Source organism: Paraburkholderia suaedae, from assembly GCF_040812055.1.
Lineage (GTDB): Bacteria > Pseudomonadota > Gammaproteobacteria > Burkholderiales > Burkholderiaceae > Paraburkholderia.
Window position 1 is genome coordinate 53,400 of sequence record NZ_JBFOAH010000007.1, and the last position, 18,693, is coordinate 72,092.

Sequence of the window (18,693 nt, forward strand, 5' to 3'; positions counted from 1 at the left end):
CCTTAGCATGGGTCGCAATTCAAGAGGAACCGATTGTCATGAAAAGAGACAGCGCTCCCGTTGTCATAGTGCCCGCCGCCCTCAAGCCAAATACAGCAAAACGGCTATTCGATAGACATCTGGAGCCGGCACCTTCTCATGACCCGATCGCAGGACTCACGCAAAGATCGATTTTTCACGAACCCTGGTGGCTAGATGCCGCCATGGATAAAGATTGGCACATGGCTGTCGTGAAGACAGGCGACCAGGTCATCGGCGAAATGCCGTATACACTGACCCGGAGAGGCTTATGGCGGGTGTCGTATCTGCCGCCGCTCACCCGGACTCTCGGGCCCGTGATCAAGCGTCAACCCGCGGACGCAGGCAGTCCCGAATGGGTCCATCGTCTGGATGTCACGCGCGAGTTGATCGCGCAGTTGCCCAAGTGCGCGCACTTTCAGCAGATCGCGGATCCGCTCGTATCGGACGCCGAGGCAGCCGCGTTTGCGCTGGGCGGATTCAAGGTGTCGGTGCAATTCACGCTCAAATTACCGGCGGGCCTGGATGAAGAAACGGTCTGGCGCAAACTTCGCTGGAACACACGCAATAGAGTGAGAAGATCTTCGGGGCGATTCTCCGTGCAGGAGATCGCGGACGCCGACGCGTTCGTCGACTTCTACGACGCAAACCTTTGCGCGCGCGAACTCGACAACGTATACGGCTCGACAACCATGCGACGGCTGTTGAGCGAAGTATTGCGGCGCGGAGCCGGCACCCTACTCGGCTGCTTTGATAGCGATGGCTCGTTGAGCGCCGCGACCACGCTCGTTTGGGACCGGGCCAACCTCTACTATCTGCTGACGACGCGCAAAGCGAGCGCACACAGCGGTGCAGTCGCGCTGCTTATTTGGCAAGCGATAAAGATCGCCCGCGAACGGCAGCTCGAACTCGACTTCGACGGCGTTTCGACAGCGGGGATTCTGCAATTCCTATCTGGCTTCGGCGGACACCTGGTGCGACGCTATGCATTCGAATACATGCGGGCGGACTTCGCGCTCATGCGCAGCGCACGTGCCCGTTCGCGCGAACTTGCCAACTTCGCGCGCAGGAATGACTCGGTAAAAAGCGCGCAAGCCGGATAGCAATCAGCTTCGAGGGCTTATCGTCTAGCGCGACACGGCCAACCCGCCGGGTTCCAGACTGCTGTAGCTGATTCCCATCTTCTCAGGATTGATATTGCTGAGCCGATAGTCGGTCGGGGTAATCGACAGATGTTTTTTGAACAGCTTCGCGAGCTGCCCTCCGCTGCCGATCCCGCAACGGCGCGCAATCTTGTCCACCGGCAGTTGTGATTCGAGCAGCATTCGGCAACTCAGCTTCAGTCTCGCGTTCTGAAGATAGTCCGACGGCGTCATGCCCATTTCCGCTCTGAAGCGGCGCAGGAAGTTGCGCTCGCTCATCGCGGCCACATCGGCTGCCAACCCGATCGAGATCGGCCGGTCCACGTTCGCATCCAGCCAGCGGGCGGATGCCATGACCTTGTCACTAACGCGTTGCGTACCGAAGTCCTCTTTGATGACCTGAAGCGCCGTCTGAATCGGGCTCGACGGAGTTTTCGGCTGGTCCTGCTTGTGCGCGTGATGCCCGCCACACGCGTCATGCGGCGGCAGATCATATCGGCCGGTTAAGCCGACGGCATCCAGAATCAGTTTGCCTTCTGAGATTGGACACACCATGGCACTGACCGCGTAACGCCGGCGCACCCACCCACATAGCCGATCGTCGCGCGCCGCCCGTATCGCGCCCGCGCCTCCCGCAATGAACAGCAGAACCGGTGAATTCGTGGCTCGTTCGAAACTCGCCTTTTCAGTCCACACCTGTACGGCGGACGAACTCGCTACCCTGCCACCTGACGATGACAAAAGCGACACTGCATAGCGCGGTTGCCCGTTACCCTGCGCTTGCATCAAGTCGTTGTCCCTCTGAAAGATCTCGATAACTGCCGCAATCTTCGGTAATGAGAAGCCGTCGAATAAAACGATTTCGACTGCCGTAACGCTTCTCGCCGCAGAAACGTGAATTTTGGCGCGCCAATCTGCTCGTGTTGTATTCACTATTGTTCTCCCCGACAGCAACCATGGCGGGCTACGCGCGGTCCGGTACTTCACTCGTTGCCCTGATGAACAACACCCCACCCGGATAAGCCATTATTACCGGCCGATCTGGACAGCCGGTATTTCGTTCGTTGATACGCTAAACGATTAATTTTCGGTTGTCGAGGGCATCGGTTTCGCAAAACGGAACATTCGCAATTGGCTATTCGGCGTCAGGGCGGCCTTGCGCAACGCTTTTTGTTTTATGTGTCGGACTCCCGAACATAGGAGAGCCTCTGTTTTAGCGGATCTCCATAACCTCCAGACAAAACGACTGCCAAACCGGCGTCGCAATACGAGTGCTCGCACACAACTACTTTGCCGGGTAAATCCCAGGCTGCGGAACGGAGGTCACGGCGAAGATTCGTGCCCCCGCCTGGCGACGCTTTTCCAGATGATGACGTCCTGCCTGTCCTCCGTGCCGTAGCCAATTTCGCCGGGTTCATAGGGCACGCAGGCGGACCAGTCGCGCGCGAGCATGGGGGAAGCGTCAAGTACATGCGCACAGACTGGGTAGATATAGATCACCCTCAACGTCTCTATCGAACCGTCCGCCAGCGCTCGCTCCAGACTATTTAGCAGCACGGACATCACGCTCGAGCCAAACGGATTGAAGAGAAAGATGACCAGCTTGCGGTGAGTGAACTCGAGCCCGAGTGCATCTGCCGCGAATGCTTGCATTGGTGTGCGCTCCGGATGCGCGCGCGCCACGATCTGTGCGTTCCTGTTCGCCATGTCCACCAGAGGAGCGGCGAGATCATAGCCGAGCACCGCGTCGAAAGGGAACTCGGTCGCTACGATCATTGGCCGCCCTTTCCCGCAGCCCACGTCGATGAAAGTATGCCCGCGTACGTCGCCGAGTTGCGCAAGCACACGCCGCACGATGCTCGGCTGCGAACCCATGTATGGCAGGTTTCCGCACTCTGCGCCGAAGCCGTAAAGCGGTTCTGGGGGAAAGATGCCGCCGGTGTCCGTACCCAGTTCACGATCGATCGGATGCGTGCGATAGCAGCCTGTATAAACGACGCGTAACACTGGCACACGTTCGCCAAGACGCCGAACGCTCGGGACGAAAAGCACCGACTGTATGCTATCGGGGAGCAACGCCACCAGCGCGATCAACGGCCATTTGATGCGGCGTTTCACGCGGGTCTTGAGTGCGGCAGAAGCGGGTGTGCTCATTTCGATTCGACCTTGAAGACAGCCACGAGAACTAGCGGGAAGCCAGAGGGCGAACGACGGGGAACCTTGCATTCGAAACGCAGAGATTTGCCCGCCGCGTCCGACAGCTTCACGAACGTCTTTTAAACGCGAAGCTTTCAATTGGCACAGGGGGCTCAAAGACACTGCAAGCGAAAGTGCCAAAAGCAATATCTTTTTCTAATTCGATGAGCAAATGACGACAGGACGTGAGCTTGAACCGCCATATGCTCCCGTCGTCTATCGCGGTGAGGGCATCGGCGCATCATCGAACAGCTCGCATCGTTGGACCGCCTGGTGGACCGCCTCGCCTCGGCGACGACGAGCGGCAGCGTCGGTGCCGACGTGCTGGTGATGCATCGGTCGAGCCAGCGCTTTCGCAATCCGGTCAACATCGAAGCGCAGGTACGCGAGAGCGCGCTGGGTAACGGAGCCGCACCGCGCGTGGGCGCGTCCCTGGTTAGCCTCGGGGACGATCTGCGCCGGCAAGCCGACGCTCTGGCCGCCGCCGTGCAAGTAGTCGGATTACTTCACGCGCGACTACCGGGAAGCGGTCCAGGATCGGCCGAAGACGTGGACCGCACACGCAGGTGGGTCGGCGGCGAAGTCACGGTGAGCCTGGTGCTTGCCTGCCGTCGCCACGCCTCAAGCCTTCCCTAGATATTCTGTGGCCGCTGGATTCGCGCCGTGGCTCGCCGTCGCATAGGCGCTTGAATAGTATTTCGGCGCTGGCGCGCGCAACTTGAAGGGCTGGCGGTATAGATTACCCTTATGCGTATTGGAGGTTCAGACGGGCTCGGTTGACTCGGTGCAACCGAGCCTGTCTGAACTGTAAACTTCCAAGCCGGCCCGTAAGGTTTGAACCGGCCGGAACTTCAGGCAGCCTTGGGCGGCCCGGCTTGCCGCGCGCCACGAGAAAAGCCGGTAGCAAGACGGCGTGCCGCAAAAGCGCAAGCCAGCACAGCGTCATGCAGGTCAGCGACCTGCAGACCAGGCATGTGTACGCTCGGCGGTGTCGCGTGGGCGGTCTCAGCCAGACGTCGGGAGTTCAGTCGTGGTTGCCGGATGACTTACGTCATGCACTGAAGCCGCGTAGTTTCATCGAGCATCGTCGATCAGCGAGGAGCCGTATCATGAACCTGGCCAATCAGTCCTCCACCCAGAGCGGCGCACAGATCGCCGGCACAACCAACGACCCCTCCGACGGACCGGGTCCCGATGTGATGGCCGCGGCGACGCTCCACGGCAAGACCGTGCTAAGCGCGGACGGCGACGACGTCGGCAAGATCAAGGAGATCATGCTCGACGTGCGCACCGGCCGCATTGCATACGCGGTACTGGCAAGCGGCGGCTTTCTCGGCATCGGGGGCAAACTCCTCGCAATCCCGTGGGACGCGCTGACGCTCGACACGTCGCGTGAATGCTTCGTGCTGTCGGCATCCTCGGAGCAGATCAGGAATGCACCGGGCTTCGACAAAGATAACTGGCCGGCGATGGCCGACCCGAACTGGGCCACTAGCATGCATACGTACTACGGCCGCAAGCCCTACTGGAAGCGCCGCACGGAATTGCCAGTCGACGAGCGTGGCGACATGCGGATCGGTGAAAGCCTTGGTGACTCACCGGCGTCGCCGGAGCGAGGGGACGTCAAACTTTGAAGAGCACGACGCTTATTATTGAGGATGTCAGCGTGAGGATGTCAGCGGCGCGCGAGCGTGCAGCCAACCTATGTGGTCATCCAGGAAGTGGACACGGAGCATTGGGGCTGGGGCGGTCTACCGACCGACGTGTATCGCAAGCAGCCAGGCCTGAAATAGGGGTGTTCACATCGCCGTAATCCGGTGGCGCCATCGTTTGATGACAAATGGAGAAAATGACAATGGACGGCAAGCCTCTAACGCAGGGAATCGACCATCTTGGGCTGACGGTTCCCAACCTGAGCGTCACGCGCGACTTCTTCATCGAGTGCCTCGGCTGGAAACTGGTTGGAGAGCGGCCCAGCTATCCCGCGGCCTTCGTGTCTGACGGCCACATCATGCTGACGCTCTGGCAGGTGGCGAACCCGGACAGGCTGGTCGAGTTCGACCGCAAGACGAATGTCGGTCTGCACCACCTCGCGTTACGGGTCGACAGCGAAGTAGCGCTCAACGAAATCTTTGCGCGCGTTTCTCGATGGCCCGGCGTCGTGCCGGAGTTCGCACCCGAGAACCTGGGTGAAGGACCGAAGCGGCACGCAATGGTGTACGAACCCGGCGGTATCAGACTCGAGTTCGATTTCGATCCGCGCAGATGACGGTCGGCCTTCATCGGCTCTACACATTGCTGGCCTTTGTCGCGGCGATGCCTGGTGCCACCGGCCCACCCATGTGAACGGCGAGGGCCGCCTGTCCCCGGCATCAGCCGTTTGCAACTGCAATTCTTCGCCTCGTCCTCCCCCGATAGATCCGTCCGTGCATCATTGGCGTCGCATCGAGCCGACCAATCCCGATAGTGGGCGCAATAATCAGCGAGTCTCCCGACACTCGCCGAGAGCGGCTGCGCCAGAAGAGACATGTCTTGAACTTGCTGTCGGCTGTCGCGAGCGGCGGCAAGATATGCGTATTGCCCCCAAGGCTAGCCACACTTCTCGGCGCATTCGTTACCTTATCGGTACGCGCTATCAGGCTGGTGAGCGTCGAACAGTTGCGAGAGGCCTTGACGGCACAGGACGAGAGGCAGTTGCCGCGGCCATCCGCAGAATGAAACGCGCCCTCGATCAATTTCTCGAGTCCCTTTAGTGTCCGCACCCGTCGGTACGTTCCGTAAACGCTTCGGTGTACTATCGAAGCCGGCTGCGCGGCTAATGCCGGGCGGCAGGTGCTGCTGCGCTCCGTTACAGGCTTTGCGCAAACCGCTATTGCTCACGCAGTCGCGGCAACGTGGGGTTCTCCGGCTGCGTATAGCGCTGGTATATCGCCTCCCGAATCCGCGCGAGACTGTCTTTTGCCGAGAGCGATTCATCCTGTTCGACCGCTCGCACCTCGCTCGCCAGATCGTCGTCGCCGATCGTGTTCTCGAACCAGCGCGAATAGTCGCCTTGTTTCAGGTGAAAACGCCACGTTTGTTCATCGACGCCTTCGGCAAGTTCGACGAACAGCACGAGGTTATGCGCACGCAGGTTGAGCTTGCCGTCGGGACCGCGGAAATAGAAACTGCGTTCGGGAATCAGCAGCCCTTCGGCATACTTGCGCTGATGGCGGCGCTGCTGCTTGCGCCCGCGCTCGATCTTCACCACGCAGGGTTGCGCATGGGCGGGCGTCGCGCCATCCTGCCCGCCTCCGAGCGGCTGCCAGAAGAGCGCCTCGCCACGGGCGATACGGCGGCTCGGCGCATCCGGGGCCGCAATGCCCACCGCGGCGGCGAACGAGTTTAGCTTCGCCGCTGCATCTTCGCCCGTCGCCATGACGACGTTGACCGTGCGTAGCAATGCAGGCGCAAGCTGTGCCGGGTCGACGCTAATGATCAACGCCGATTCGAGGCGCTGCGGGACCGCCGTGTCTGCGGAGGCCCAGTCCGCTGGAAACAGATGATGCGCCTCCTCGAAAGCCAGCCAGTTCGGCCGGCCCGTCTTCGCGCGCAGCGCCTGGAGCCGCAACTGCAACTGGGCGCCATACTGCGGACGATCGGCTGGCGCCACGCGCATCATGTTGATCGCGACGACGCGCTGGTGCGTCGATTGCAGCAGCTGCAGCACCTCTTCTTCGGCGGGAACATTGTGCGCACTGCCCACCACAGTCGTGCGTTCGTCGTTGCTCCAATCGCCTTCCGGATCGAAGATGCAAAGCTGGTAGCCCGCGTCGGCCAGCCTCTCCAGCAACGCAGAACTCGCGGTTGACTTGCCGGAACCGGAGCCGCCCACCAGCAGGATCACGCTGCCATATGCATCGACCGCAACGGGCGCGGCTTCGGGTGCATCGGGGCGCTTGCCCACCGTGAGCTTGCACTTGTCGAGCGATGCGGCGACGCGGTGCATATCGTCGGCGATCATCGTATCGATCAGCGACGCCACGCCGCGGCCATCGGGATACTTGGTGATGAAGTCCGCATGCTGCTTCAACGCAGGCAGCGCGTTTTCGACCGCCACCGACAGTCCGCATGCGCGTATCAACGCATGGTCGTTCTCGGCGTCGCCCACGCCCACTACATTGAGCAGCGACAGATGCAATGCGTCGGCTGCGGCGAGCAGGCCCGAGGCTTTGCTCACGCCGGGGTTCAGTATCATCACGGCGTCGCCATTGAAGACGACGTGCAGTTCGAGCCCAAGCTCGCGTATGAGTTCGAGTGCGATCTCGTCGTTCGGCTTCATCGTTGCGACGAGCGTCTGACTCACACTGAAGTGTTCGAGGCCGCGCTCGCGCAATGCATCGACGAACGCTGGCGGCGGCGGGTCCGTCAGCAGCGTTCGTTGTTTCGTCGCAGGGTCGTACAACACGCCGCCGTTTTCGGCGACCACGCGTGCGAACATGTCGGTGCGCGGACAGACCGACAGCAGATCGTCGAGTTCACGCCCGGTCACCAGAATCGCATATCGGCCCGAAGCGCGCAGTCGATCCAGCGCGTCCCACGTCGCCTGCGCGACGCGGCCATTTTCAGCGAGGGTGTTGTCATAGTCGGTCGCCAGAGCGAGGTAGCGCATAACACGTCTCCATCATCGCGCGCCGGACGCGTATAGCGTCTGCTGGCACAGCTTCGCGTAAATGTGCAGATAATCGTCGGCCATCCGCGAGGCCGTGAAGCGTTGCTCGAATGCGGCCCGGCAACGGGTCCGGTCGATATCGTCGATGTGCTTGATCGCCTCGACCGCTTCGTCGATATGGTCGACGACAAAACCGGTCACGCCGTGCTCGATGATCTCGGGCACGGACCCGCGACCGAACGCAATCACGGGCGTGCCGCATGCGAGCGCTTCGACGAGCACGATCCCGAACGGCTCGGGCCATTCGATCGGAAACAGCAGCGCGCGCGCTCGTCCGATGAATCCGTTCTTCTCGCAGTCTCCCAGCTCGCCGCGGTAGTGCACATGCGCTCGCGTGAACAGCGGTGCGATCTCACGCTCGTAATACGCACGATCGCTCTCGTCGATCTTGGCGGCGAATTCAATGCGCATGCCGACCCGTTGCGCGATCTCGATTGCGGCGGCGGGGCCTTTCGAAGGCGCGATGCGCCCTACGAACGCCAGGTAATTCAAGGGCTGCGCGCAAAAGCGGTACAGCTCGCGTGGCAGCCCGTGATAAACGGTGCCCTGCCATGCGAGGTCAGGCAACGGCAAGCGCTGCGCATTGGAAATCGACACGACTGGCATGTCGGCGAACTCGCGATACATCGTTTTGAGGCCAGGGATGTCGAGCCGCCAATGCAGGGTCGTCACGTTTGCGCAATGCAGGCGCCGCGCGAATGGAAAACTTGCATAGTCGGTATGAAAATGAACGATGTCGAATTCCCCGGAGTGGCGCACCACCTGTTCCAGCATTGCGACGTGGAACGCATGCGAGTCGGCGGTGTTCTCGATTTCGCACAAGGGTCGCGGAACGACGGAGACCAACCGCGCACGCGTGACGGAGTCGCCGCTCGCAAATAACGTGACGTCGTGCCCGCGGGCCACGAGTTCTTCGGTGATCCATGACACGACGCGCTCGGTTCCGCCATAAGCGACAGGCGGCACGCGTTCGTAGAGCGGCGATACTTGAGCGATGCGCATGGGGTTCGGCTAGCAGATGGGTCTGCGCTCAACCCAGCATCAACTGTTCCCGTCATCCGACGAAGGGTGGGGCCAGCCAAGGTGAGGCGTCGTCCGATGTCGGGGAGTCAATGTCGGACCATAAGCTCTTCCGTGGGGTAGGCATCGCGCCGGTATTTGCCGGCGGGACGAGCGCGCGCAGCGACCGTCGAAACGCGGGCACGCTGCCTGCGTGGTCGCGCGCAATTCACCCCTTTCGACCCGCCGATCGACCTACTCGTTCGTCGAGGTTCTCGCCATGCAGACGCCGAGTCGTCACCGCTTGCCCGCCGCGCTGGCCGTACCAGCGATCGTTTTGCTGGGCATCGGGCTCGCGCTGCTGCCTGGCGGCATCCGGCTCGCCATGCTGGGCGGCTCGTGGTACTACATGCTGGCGGGTGTGGGCATCGCGGCGACTGCCCTCCTCCTGGGGATGCGTCGGCGCGCTGCGCTGCTGCTGTTCGCGCTGATCCTGTTCGCGTCGGTGATCTGGGCGGTCGTCGAGGCGCGCTTCGACTTCTGGCAACTGCTGCCACGCCTGTGGTTGTGGTTCGTGCTCGGGCTCGGGCTGCTTGTGCCGCCCGTCACGCGCAAGCTCGTTTTCGGGCCGCCGTCCATGCCCCGCGAAGGTATCGTGCCGCTGGCATCCGCTATCGTGCTGACGGTCCTGCTTGGCCTCGTTACCCCTTTCAATCCTCCGTATGACCAGGCGGGTGACATCCAGGTGAGCGCAGCGAAACCGACCGCCACGGCGCTCGCTGGCGAGGCGAACCGGCAGGCGGGCGACTGGACCGACTATGGCGGCTCGCAGCTGGGCCAACGCTACTCGCCGCTCGCCCAGATCACGCCGGCCAATGCCGCTCAGCTGAAGATGGCCTGGCGATACGAAACCGGCGACAAGCCAGGATCCGGCGACCCGACCGAAACCACCGACGAGAACACGCCGATCAAGGTCGACAACAAGCTGTTCTTGTGTACGCCGCACAGCATCGTGATCGCACTCGATCCAGCGAGCGGCAAGGAAATCTGGCGCTACAACCCGCGGATACAAAGTCCGGTGGGCTTCAGGAATTGGGCGCATATGACGTGTCGCGGAGTGTCTTACCATGACGACGGGCTGTATCGGGCGGCACCCGCTGCGGCTGCGGCGGCAAGCAGCGCTGCCGGAGCCGGCAGCGCAAGCGAAGCGAGCCGCAAGGCAGCCAGTGGCAGCGCATCGCGGTCAGCCCACGCTGGTCGACCTGCCAACGGCGAGCGGTGTGCAGCCCGCACTCATCGCGTCCACCAAGCAGGGCAGCATCTACGTGCTCAATCGCGAGACGGGCAAGCCGATCGCTCCCATCACCGAAAGGCCGGTGCCGCAGGGTGCAGCGCCGGGCGATCACACATCGCCCTCACAACCGTTTTCCGCCCTGGATTTCGCCCCGCCGACACTGCGCGAACGCGACATGTGGGGTACCAATCCGTTCGATCAGCTGTGGTGCCGCATCAAGTTCAAATCGCTGCGCTACGACGGCATGTTCACGCCGCCTTCGGAGCATGGTTCGCTGGTGTTTCCCGGCAACTTCGGCGTGTTCGACTGGGGCGGCATCGCTGTCGATCCGGTGCGCCACGTCTTGCTTGCCAACCCCAGCTACATGGCGTTCACTTCCAGACTCGTGCCGCGCTCGCAGATTCCGTCGAACAACGGCGAGAAAAAGGGCAGCGAGACGAGCGGCATGAACCTGGCGCTCGGTACACCATTCGGCTTCGAACTGAGCGCGTTTCTTTCGCCGCTCGGCATTCCGTGTCAGTCGCCGCCGTGGGGCTATGTGGCCGGCGTGGATCTGCGCACCATGCGCATTGTGTGGCAGCACAAAAACGGCACGGTCCGCGATACCGCGCCGCTGCCGATTCCGCTGCCGCTCGGCGTGCCGAGCCTGGGCGGAATGATGACGACGGGCGGCGGCGTGGCATTCCTCTCGGGCACACTCGACTATTATTTGCGCGCCTACGACGTGCGCACCGGCGATCGACTCTGGCAGGGCCGCCTGCCCGCCGGTGGCGAGGCTACCCCGATGACTTACGCCGATAGCAGCGGCAAGCAATACGTGCTGGTGACGGCGGGCGGACATGGAACGCTGGGCACGAAGCAGGGAGACTTTGTGATCGCGTACACGTTGCGTTAGATCGTCGCAAGTTGAGGGGGGCGTGCTCGTTGACCAAGCGACACGCATTCCATTTCGTCCAAAAAGCGAGGACAGTGCAAATGGGGCGAAGGGGTGCGGCTCTAGCTACAAATTACGTAACGTTTGATACGCGCATCTCGAAATTACCGAAAATTCGCCGCGTGTCGGCTTTTCGGATCAAATGCGCCGCGCGACGTCGCTCATTTCGTGAAACATCACCCCCGTAATTCGCCAGACTCCGCGCCGGACAAGGGCTCGGGGTGGGTGGCAACGGTTGGCCCGATGTTTCACGGCGGCTAGCTGGTTGCGTGCCTGGATACATCCATATTGAGGCGTTCGCGTGTGGATGGCGCGAATGCCGCGGCTGTTCGTTAGGTTTCCTAAGTGACTTTGACTGCGGCGGCACCGTGGCCAGCGTTGGCAGCGGTCGCGCGAAGCATGCACGCGCGGACCTCTAACCTGTCGGTGGTTTGCGGCAAAGTGCGACAGAACGATGGTCACCGAATGACTCGCGGCTCGGGCGGGCCCGGGCGGTCTCCATAGGGGAATCGAAAGACAGGGCCCGATCACCCCGAACCGCACCGCCAGGACACGGAACGCCGCGCAGACAGCCCGGTGTGGGCGAGAGCTGAGAGGACAAAAGAGGACGAGCAGGCCCAAACCGCGAAGACGCGCGCTAACTCGCATCGGCGAGGTACGGACGCAACGGGAGTTCGCTGGCCGCGCCAGAACACCGCGCAGCTGCTCGTCCGGCAGGTGGTGGCGATCCATCACATGGCGCGCTCGTTGTCGACGAGCGGGAACGGCTATCTGTATCGCTCGGCTGGTTCGTCGCGTGGTTACGCGCGGGGATCACCGGGATGGGCAGGCCCGTCGCGACGATAAATGCCGTCGATGGTTGCTCGTACGGCAAGATGCCTGGCTCGGCGGAAGCGCGTTTGCGGGATCGACAAGTGCGCCGCATTACGGCCACGTCGACGCTCCTTGACCGATCTGCACGCCGACGCACGGTCCGGACCGGGTCTACCGAACGAGGGAGATCATCGGAGGCGCTGACCGGCTTCCCGGTGGTTGGCTGCTTCCGGGTCCCTGCCTGGGTCGCGGCGGCCGGGTCGCAACCGCGCGTCTGATCAAGAACCGCCGCGGTACCGAAAACGACCTACGGGTGATCGTGTCGTTACTTGCGCCCCGCCATCTGGCCGCCGCCCCGCACCGCAACCACAACACGTTTTTGCCAAAGCCATAGTGCTTAACCTGAGACAGCGCGACGCGGCGGGCAAAGAGCCCGGGAGCGCCGAGAACCAGCAGATCCAAACGGATATCGGCCAGAGAGAGAGGAGGCCGGGGCGCCTGTGCTTGGCGTGCTTGGCGTGCTTGGCGTGCTTGGCGTGCTTGGCGTGCTTGGCGTGCTTGGCGTGCTTGGCGTGCTTGGCGTGCTTGGCGTGCTTGGCGTGCTTGGCGTGCTTGGCGTGCTTGGCGTGCCGCCCGACTCTGGCTCGGCTGCCGCATCCCCTACACACTCGCCGCCGCGGAAGAACCGGTTCCGCCGCGGAGGTCTGCTTTCACCAGAATCTCACCTTCACTGCACCCATGTGCTTGGCGTAGCCTCCTGATGCACGTTGTTTGCAAGAGCGCGAGCCAACCCTCTATCGCACTCGCGTCGGCCGTGCTGGAAGCGCGTGGCGATATCTTTGACCGCGCACTTGACGCCCCTTCGCTTGCGTGACCAGTCGGCGCCTCGTCCATTCCGGCTTCTTGCCAGTGCAACTGCCGACGTTCGCCGTGGAGCGGCTGGGTCGGCTCGACAGCTGGCAGCGTTTGCCGCCCTCGCCCACCGTGTAGCCGGCCCACTTTCTAGCGCACCTTCGGCCGGGAAGGTGGTCTTGCTGTCGAGGCCTGTCGTTCGCGCTGCGGCGCGCCTCGGGCACGATCGGCCGTTCGACGGCTGACTTGCCTGTTGTTATCGCATGCGCTCGCCAACGCGATCAGCAGGAAAAGCCGCATGTGTTCGGACGCACGATGGCCTCGATCCGACATCTATCTACGGGACTGCCAACCGCCCTCGTGCCTTCCTGGGGGCAAATGGTTTCGAGGTAATTTGGCGAATCGGGTCGCGCCGGTCCTATGCGTGAGCACTGTTGGGCGCATCGCGGAAGCGCTCGCGTGATGTCGTTTTTCGTGCGCGTCACATTCATCGTCGGCTCGCTCGATGACTGTGCTACTAGCACAGTGTTTCAGCGTCTTCGTTAAGTGTTCGGCTAGGACGATTGGTCAAAGGCGGGTTAAGAAATGACACTGCATGGGAAGGCGGTCCGCGCGCCCACCCAGAATGCGCCGAAAAGTGTGCCTAGTAGCACACCTTGGCTGTCCCAAGTCGATGCAACGGCCGCTGCGGCCCGCGCCCAAAGCAAATACGGCTGGTTCCGAATGCCCATCAACCTCGTAGCCACCGTGGCTCGGGAAACAACTGTGCTACTAGCACACTCGCTCGCGCACCACAGTTGGCCGGGCGACCACAGCAGCCACGCGCTCGGAAGCGCATCCGCTCGCCTGCACGACCTCCGTACGCACTGAGTTCGTAGGCAAAAAAAAGCCCGCGGCAAGGCGGGCGTCACACATTTGCTACGACTTCACTTAAGCGGGATCGCCATTGAACAACTCGCTAATGACCTGACGAATCCGCACTTCCTGTGCATCGGACAGCACGCCCGTTTTGATTTTCACGGTAAAACTGTTGACGTCCTTGGTAATGCTTCCGGCGTGAGTATTGCCAGCAAAGAACTTCTCGATTGAACGCTCGCGTGCTGTTGTGCTCGACGCACGACGGCCGATCAGTGCCGCAATCGCCGGCGCGAACTTCCCTTGGTCCAGGCTTCCCGACACGACATCCGGCCAGAGTTCACGCGCCGCCGCTATGGCTTTCTCGCCGTGCTTCTTGATGACATTCGCAATTGCGTCTGCGGCGTTCCCACCAATCAGCGTCGGATTGATATCGAGGTCACTCGTGATGAACGCGGGCAGGGCGTCAAATGCAAGATACCTATATAGCCCACGCCGGCTCATGCCGACCGCCTCGGCCAATCGCGTTCGATTCGGAAATTCCTTTTCGGTACGGCGGATCGAAATGGAAACCTCGTAGTCAGCTAGATCGTCCCGGCCGATGTTCTCCACCAGAGCCAGCACGGCCATGTCCTGGTCCGTGCAATCCACAACGAGGACTTTGATTTCCTCAAGGCCAATCAGCTTGTGGGCGCGCCAGCGCCGTTCACCCGCCACGATCTGATAGGAGGACTCCGCTCGTCGAACCACGATGGGTTGCAACAGCCCGACCTCACGAATCGACTCGGCGAGTTCCGACAACTTCGCTTCGTTAAAAACTCTCCGCGGCTGCCAGGGGTTCGGCACGATCTCGGACACCGGCAGCACCGATTGCGCACCGCGCGATTCCAACTCCTGGATCTTGATATTGGCCGCAGCCAACGCGGCAGCCATGCCGGGCCCGGTCTTCGGTTTATCGTTGGGTTGGCGGGCGGCCGCGACCTCGTCCTTCGGTATTTCTGATGCGGCGCGCAGATTAGCGGTCTGCTCGGCCATTCGGGTACGGATATTCATTTGCCGAGCCTCCACTGTTCGACGTACATATCGTCAATCCATTTGCAGTATTCCCTGAGCGGCTGACGAACCCGCTCGACCGTCTTCGAACTTGCGTCCTTCTTACTCAGGTCGAATACCGTCGACAACGCGAGCGCGCCGCTGCTCATGGCCGAGCTTGCAGGAATTTCGGTTGTCGTGAGCCAGTCGCCGTACGCCCGCTGAGTCCATGGACGAACCACGGACGCCGATGAAGTCGGGCTGTTATCGACCTTCGAAAGGATCACCGAGATGAAGTCATACGCCTTGTTGGCCTCTTTCTCCATGAAGTTACGCGCGATGTCGGAGAACAGACCCCAGAACGACACCGAACTGATGAAGTCGAGGCTTTCCGGAACGAGCGGCATGACCATTGCATCGGCGGCCATCAACGCATTGAGCGTCAGGTAGGACAATGAAGGCGCCGTGTCGAGGATGATGTAGTCGTACTGGCTGCGAAGCGACGCAATACCTTCGCGCAGTATGGCCCAGAACTGAAAGCTGGGCTTGGACTTAAGCATCGACGGGATGTAGAACTCGGCACTGAACAGCGAGGGATGTGCTGCGATCACGTCCAGCCCGTCCCAGTATGTCTGCTTGATGAACGATGACAGCCCGCCGTCGATCGTCTGGTCGTAGATAAACGGCAAGACCGTCGAATCTTCATCGACCTCTTTCTCTGCATACAGGCCGCACAATTCGGAAAGTGAGGCCTGCGGGTCCAGGTCGATCGCCAGCACCCGGCGCCCGCGAAGCGACAAACCCTGCGCAAGACACATGGAGGTTGTCGTCTTGGTCGACCCCCCCTTGAAGTTGGCGACGAGGATGACCTTCCCATCCGCACCCCGCGAACCCGTGACCAGCGGCGACTGGTATATTTCGGAGAGCTGCTGCACGTAGGTCCGCGCCTCCGCCAGCGTGAAATGTCGGCTACGACCGGTGCCGGACGCCTCGCCCGCTGGCAATGTACTCCCGTCCCTTGTGGCCTGGTAATGGATCTTGCTGCGGTCCAGTCCGCACAGTTCGGCAACCTCGGCCGTTGTGAATGATGGCGCCGATTTCCGGGGCTTCGGCGTGAGGATACTGTTACGCAGGTCGTCCGTGAGCGTGCTAAGCGTCTCCGCGAAACCGGCAAGTTCACTCAAGGTTACTCTTCGCGTAATTGCGGGGAATTCTGCTTTGGACATGGATTTTAAGGTTTGGTCCGAAATTGTGACGAAGCGTAGAATACCGGAGAAATACAAAAAAGTGCGAGACAGGTTAAGGCGGTTTCTCAGAAACAACTGCTAAGTGCATATTTTCCCTAGAAAAAATCACCGGTGATTTCACATCGTGGGAAAACGCAGCGGGTAGCGCCCTACAGAGCGAGGCCACATTAATATGCTTCAACGGGGTCATGGTGAGAGAAATTGTTGAAATACGAGCCAGCAACTGTGCGAAGGTGGGTGAGAAGAATTGTTGAATCGTCGAAGAGAAAGGGCAAACGCGTCACCCTCAACGAAGCGCACGCCAAACGGGCTTATATCCGCTCACCTGCCAGACCGGTATCCACAATACTTCTCACCATCGCGCTAGCAAAACCGCGTCACAGGAAGGCGCGAGCATCGCGAGCCGTCGTCTTTTCTAGCGGTTTGAGTCCGTTGCCGCCGCGGGCCACACTTTTGCTCACCTAGCCAACAAAACACCTCACCACCCAGCAGCCCGGATAACCGCAAAGCGGCGCAGCATGGGCATTTTGGGGATCGCGGCCCACTTTCAACAATTCGTCTCACCACCGTTCGCGGCGGCAACAAGACAGCTCACTTTGATCGGGTAAACATTTCACCTTCCGGACGGAATTCTGTTCACCTTTGCCTACAAAAGGACTCACCTTTGACACAAAACGACTCACCTTCGTAGGCATAACCCTTTGTTTTTATGCGAATCTCAGCGGCCTGTATGTTGGTCAGTCTGTTCTTTTAAGATCTTTAAAAACACTAACCCACAGAGTGAGAGAAGCCCTCGCCAATGGTGTTGGTGAGCCAAATTGTTGATCCTTTTCTTGCCCCATGGTGGGTGAGCCAAATTGTTGAACTGGCGTTTCGATGGTGAGACTTTTTGTTTTGACATCTCACCTACGGATGTTAGAGTCTCCCGCGGCGACAACCACCAGAAGAGGGCCATGATGTCAACGGACGTATCGACGCGCGCCACGTCACGGCAGATGTCGCTCGAATTGTTTGAAGAGATGCTGGCGACCGACACGCCTATCCATAAGTCAACCAAAGAGATCGGCTATCAGCGCAACAACGTTTTCGTTGACGTCACGGACGTCGGAGTCACGGCGCGGCGACTGCTCGACGCCGCGCACTTCATCGTCGCACAGGAACCGACCACACCGAAGTACTATGACGTCGAGCTAAGCTACTTCAGGTGGCTCATGCGTTACGACAGCTACAACTATAAGCATTTGCGAGCCGTCGTATCGGAAGCACAAAAGGCGCTGATCCAGGTGTCCGCGGCTCCGCAGGGAAGCATCTCGCCGGAAAACGAGAAATGGGTCTCGGTGCAGTTGCTGGGCATTGTCGGTATCGACAAGGGGCGCATCACGTTCGAAGTCCCGCAACCGCTGATCCGCCACATTAAGGACCCCGAAAAGTCGCACTGGTTGAGCCTGCGCATCACGTCGGCCTTCACGCTCACTTACGCACGCGCAATCTATGACCACGTCATTGCGTACGTGATGGAGGGCATCACGGATTGGTTTGAAATTGATGTGATTCGAAACTGGCCAGGCAAAGCGGGTTCCAGCGCGACAGTCTTCAAGTATTTCAAGCGAGACAGCCTCGAGCCTGCGGTCAAGCAAATCAACGAGGTCTCCGACATCGAGCTGAGCTACGAGACGCGCACCGAAAGCCCCAAGTCCAAGAAGATCGACCGGATACGTTTCAGGCTTTCCAGGAAGGAGGGGGCAGACGCCGTCCGCGCGAGCCTGATGGGGCTGAAGGAGACGTACACGACGTTGAAAACTGAGTTTGGCTTCACCGAAAAGCAGTTCAATGTGATCTCGCAGAACCGGGCAATCTGGACCGATGAGCGCATCCTCGATGCAATCGAATACACCCGGGCAAAGATCGACGACGCGAAGGTCACGAAGAGTCCCGCGGGCTATTTGATGAAGGCCATCACTGAGGGTTACAAGCTTTCCGAGGCTGAACGTCGGATGAAAACCGTGCTGGCGCAGAAAGCCACCGAAGAGCAGGCCGAGGTCACTTCCCGAGCCACCACGAAAATTGCAGTCGAAGCGAACACCGCAGCGCGTGAAGAAGAAGTCAGGCTGCGCCTGGCCGACGAGGTCCGCGCCGGTCGCGAAGCTTTCGACCAGGCAGACGCACGGGCCAAGAAAGACTTCATGCGTGCGTACATCGGGTCTCCGTCTGGCAAGCTGGCCATCAAGCGTCTCAAGTTCAACATCGCGACCATTACGGAAGCGGACGTGCTGAACCACGCGGACCTTTCGTTCGCTTTCTACCATTTCGTGTATCTGCGCAACAAACCCAAGACAGCCCGAACGCGCGCCTGACTTTGCGGAAGGTGAGGAGAAGAGGGGTAGGGCTCGGGCGCGTCAACCAGGCGGTTGATTGGATGACTGAACGCGAGTTACGCCGATGGGGAGGGTCTTGGCATGCCGTCGGTCACGCGTGGTAGCCGTTGCTTGACCCCTTCGTAGAAGCGGCCATCATGCTGCCGCCTCACACGCCACCGGATGACGACCGAGACCGCATCATTAGGACTGCACGACAATCCGCAATGGGGGCAACGCTCATAA

At 60.8% G+C, this 18,693-nt stretch carries 12 protein-coding genes and 1 pseudogene; 7 read left to right on the top strand and 6 right to left on the bottom strand.

Going from position 1 to position 18,693, the window contains the following annotated elements; translation table 11 throughout:
* The first annotated feature begins 203 nt into the window (after window positions 1–203).
* Window positions 204–1,121, top strand: a complete 918-nt coding sequence (locus ABQJ48_RS12460) for a GNAT family N-acetyltransferase (RefSeq protein WP_367838322.1) — start codon at window positions 204–206, stop codon at window positions 1,119–1,121.
* A 24-nt stretch (window positions 1,122–1,145) separates the two neighbouring features.
* Here ABQJ48_RS12460 and ABQJ48_RS12465 read toward each other — a convergent pair whose 3' ends face one another.
* Both ABQJ48_RS12465 and ABQJ48_RS12470 read right to left on the bottom strand, forming a co-directional pair.
* Entirely contained in the window at window positions 1,146–2,147 is a 1,002-nt protein-coding gene (locus ABQJ48_RS12465) for a helix-turn-helix domain-containing protein (RefSeq protein WP_367838323.1), read from the bottom strand.
* Window positions 2,148–2,483: 336 nt separating this feature from the next.
* On the bottom strand, window positions 2,484–3,503 hold the full coding sequence (locus ABQJ48_RS12470) for a class I SAM-dependent methyltransferase (RefSeq protein WP_367838324.1): 1,020 nt from the start codon (window positions 3,501–3,503) through the stop codon (window positions 2,484–2,486).
* 126 nt (window positions 3,504–3,629) lie between these two features.
* On the opposite strand from ABQJ48_RS12470, the gene ABQJ48_RS12475 reads away from it, so the two are divergent.
* The 4 genes from ABQJ48_RS12475 to ABQJ48_RS12490 all read left to right on the top strand — a co-directional run bounded on the left by ABQJ48_RS12475 (window position 3,630) and on the right by ABQJ48_RS12490 (window position 5,625).
* Window positions 3,630–3,992, top strand: coding sequence for a hypothetical protein (locus tag ABQJ48_RS12475; protein WP_367838325.1), 363 nt, complete (start codon window positions 3,630–3,632; stop codon window positions 3,990–3,992).
* A gap of 473 nt (window positions 3,993–4,465) precedes the next feature.
* The gene (locus tag ABQJ48_RS12480; protein WP_367838326.1) at window positions 4,466–4,990 is read left to right on the top strand and encodes a PRC-barrel domain-containing protein; all 525 of its coding nucleotides are present in this window, start codon (window positions 4,466–4,468) and stop codon (window positions 4,988–4,990) included.
* 57 nt (window positions 4,991–5,047) lie between these two features.
* Window positions 5,048–5,149 carry a tautomerase family protein gene (locus ABQJ48_RS12485; RefSeq protein ID WP_367838327.1) on the top strand — a complete coding sequence of 34 codons (102 nt, stop codon included), beginning with the start codon at window positions 5,048–5,050 and terminating at the stop codon, window positions 5,147–5,149.
* A 62-nt stretch (window positions 5,150–5,211) separates the two neighbouring features.
* Window positions 5,212–5,625, top strand: a complete 414-nt coding sequence (locus tag ABQJ48_RS12490; RefSeq protein WP_367838328.1) for a VOC family protein — start codon at window positions 5,212–5,214, stop codon at window positions 5,623–5,625.
* A 600-nt stretch (window positions 5,626–6,225) separates the two neighbouring features.
* Here ABQJ48_RS12490 and ABQJ48_RS12495 read toward each other — a convergent pair.
* Both ABQJ48_RS12495 and ABQJ48_RS12500 read right to left on the bottom strand, forming a co-directional pair.
* Window positions 6,226–8,007 carry an HAD hydrolase family protein gene (locus ABQJ48_RS12495; RefSeq protein ID WP_367838329.1) on the bottom strand — a complete coding sequence of 594 codons (1,782 nt, stop codon included), beginning with the start codon at window positions 8,005–8,007 and terminating at the stop codon, window positions 6,226–6,228.
* A gap of 12 nt (window positions 8,008–8,019) precedes the next feature.
* Window positions 8,020–9,069, bottom strand: a complete 1,050-nt coding sequence (locus ABQJ48_RS12500) for a glycosyltransferase family 4 protein (protein ID WP_367838330.1) — start codon at window positions 9,067–9,069, stop codon at window positions 8,020–8,022.
* Window positions 9,070–9,814: 745 nt separating this feature from the next.
* Here ABQJ48_RS12500 and ABQJ48_RS12510 point away from each other — a divergent pair.
* Window positions 9,815–11,255: pseudogene (locus tag ABQJ48_RS12510) on the top strand (PQQ-binding-like beta-propeller repeat protein); the annotation flags it as partial.
* Between the two features lie 2,634 nt (window positions 11,256–13,889).
* On the opposite strand, the gene ABQJ48_RS12515 reads toward ABQJ48_RS12510, so the two are convergent.
* Together ABQJ48_RS12515 and ABQJ48_RS12520 are read right to left on the bottom strand one after the other, a co-directional pair.
* Entirely contained in the window at window positions 13,890–14,867 is a 978-nt protein-coding gene (locus tag ABQJ48_RS12515) for a ParB/RepB/Spo0J family partition protein (protein WP_367838333.1), read from the bottom strand.
* Window positions 14,864–16,072 (bottom strand): ParA family protein, encoded by a 1,209-nt coding sequence (locus ABQJ48_RS12520; protein ID WP_367838334.1) that lies wholly within the window; start codon window positions 16,070–16,072, stop codon window positions 14,864–14,866. The genes ABQJ48_RS12515 and ABQJ48_RS12520 overlap by 4 nt, the downstream gene beginning before the upstream one ends.
* A 1,016-nt stretch (window positions 16,073–17,088) precedes the next feature.
* Here ABQJ48_RS12520 and ABQJ48_RS12525 point away from each other — a divergent pair.
* Window positions 17,089–18,447 (top strand): replication initiation protein, encoded by a 1,359-nt coding sequence (locus ABQJ48_RS12525; protein ID WP_367838335.1) that lies wholly within the window; start codon window positions 17,089–17,091, stop codon window positions 18,445–18,447.
* Window positions 18,448–18,693: the final 246 nt, after the last annotated feature.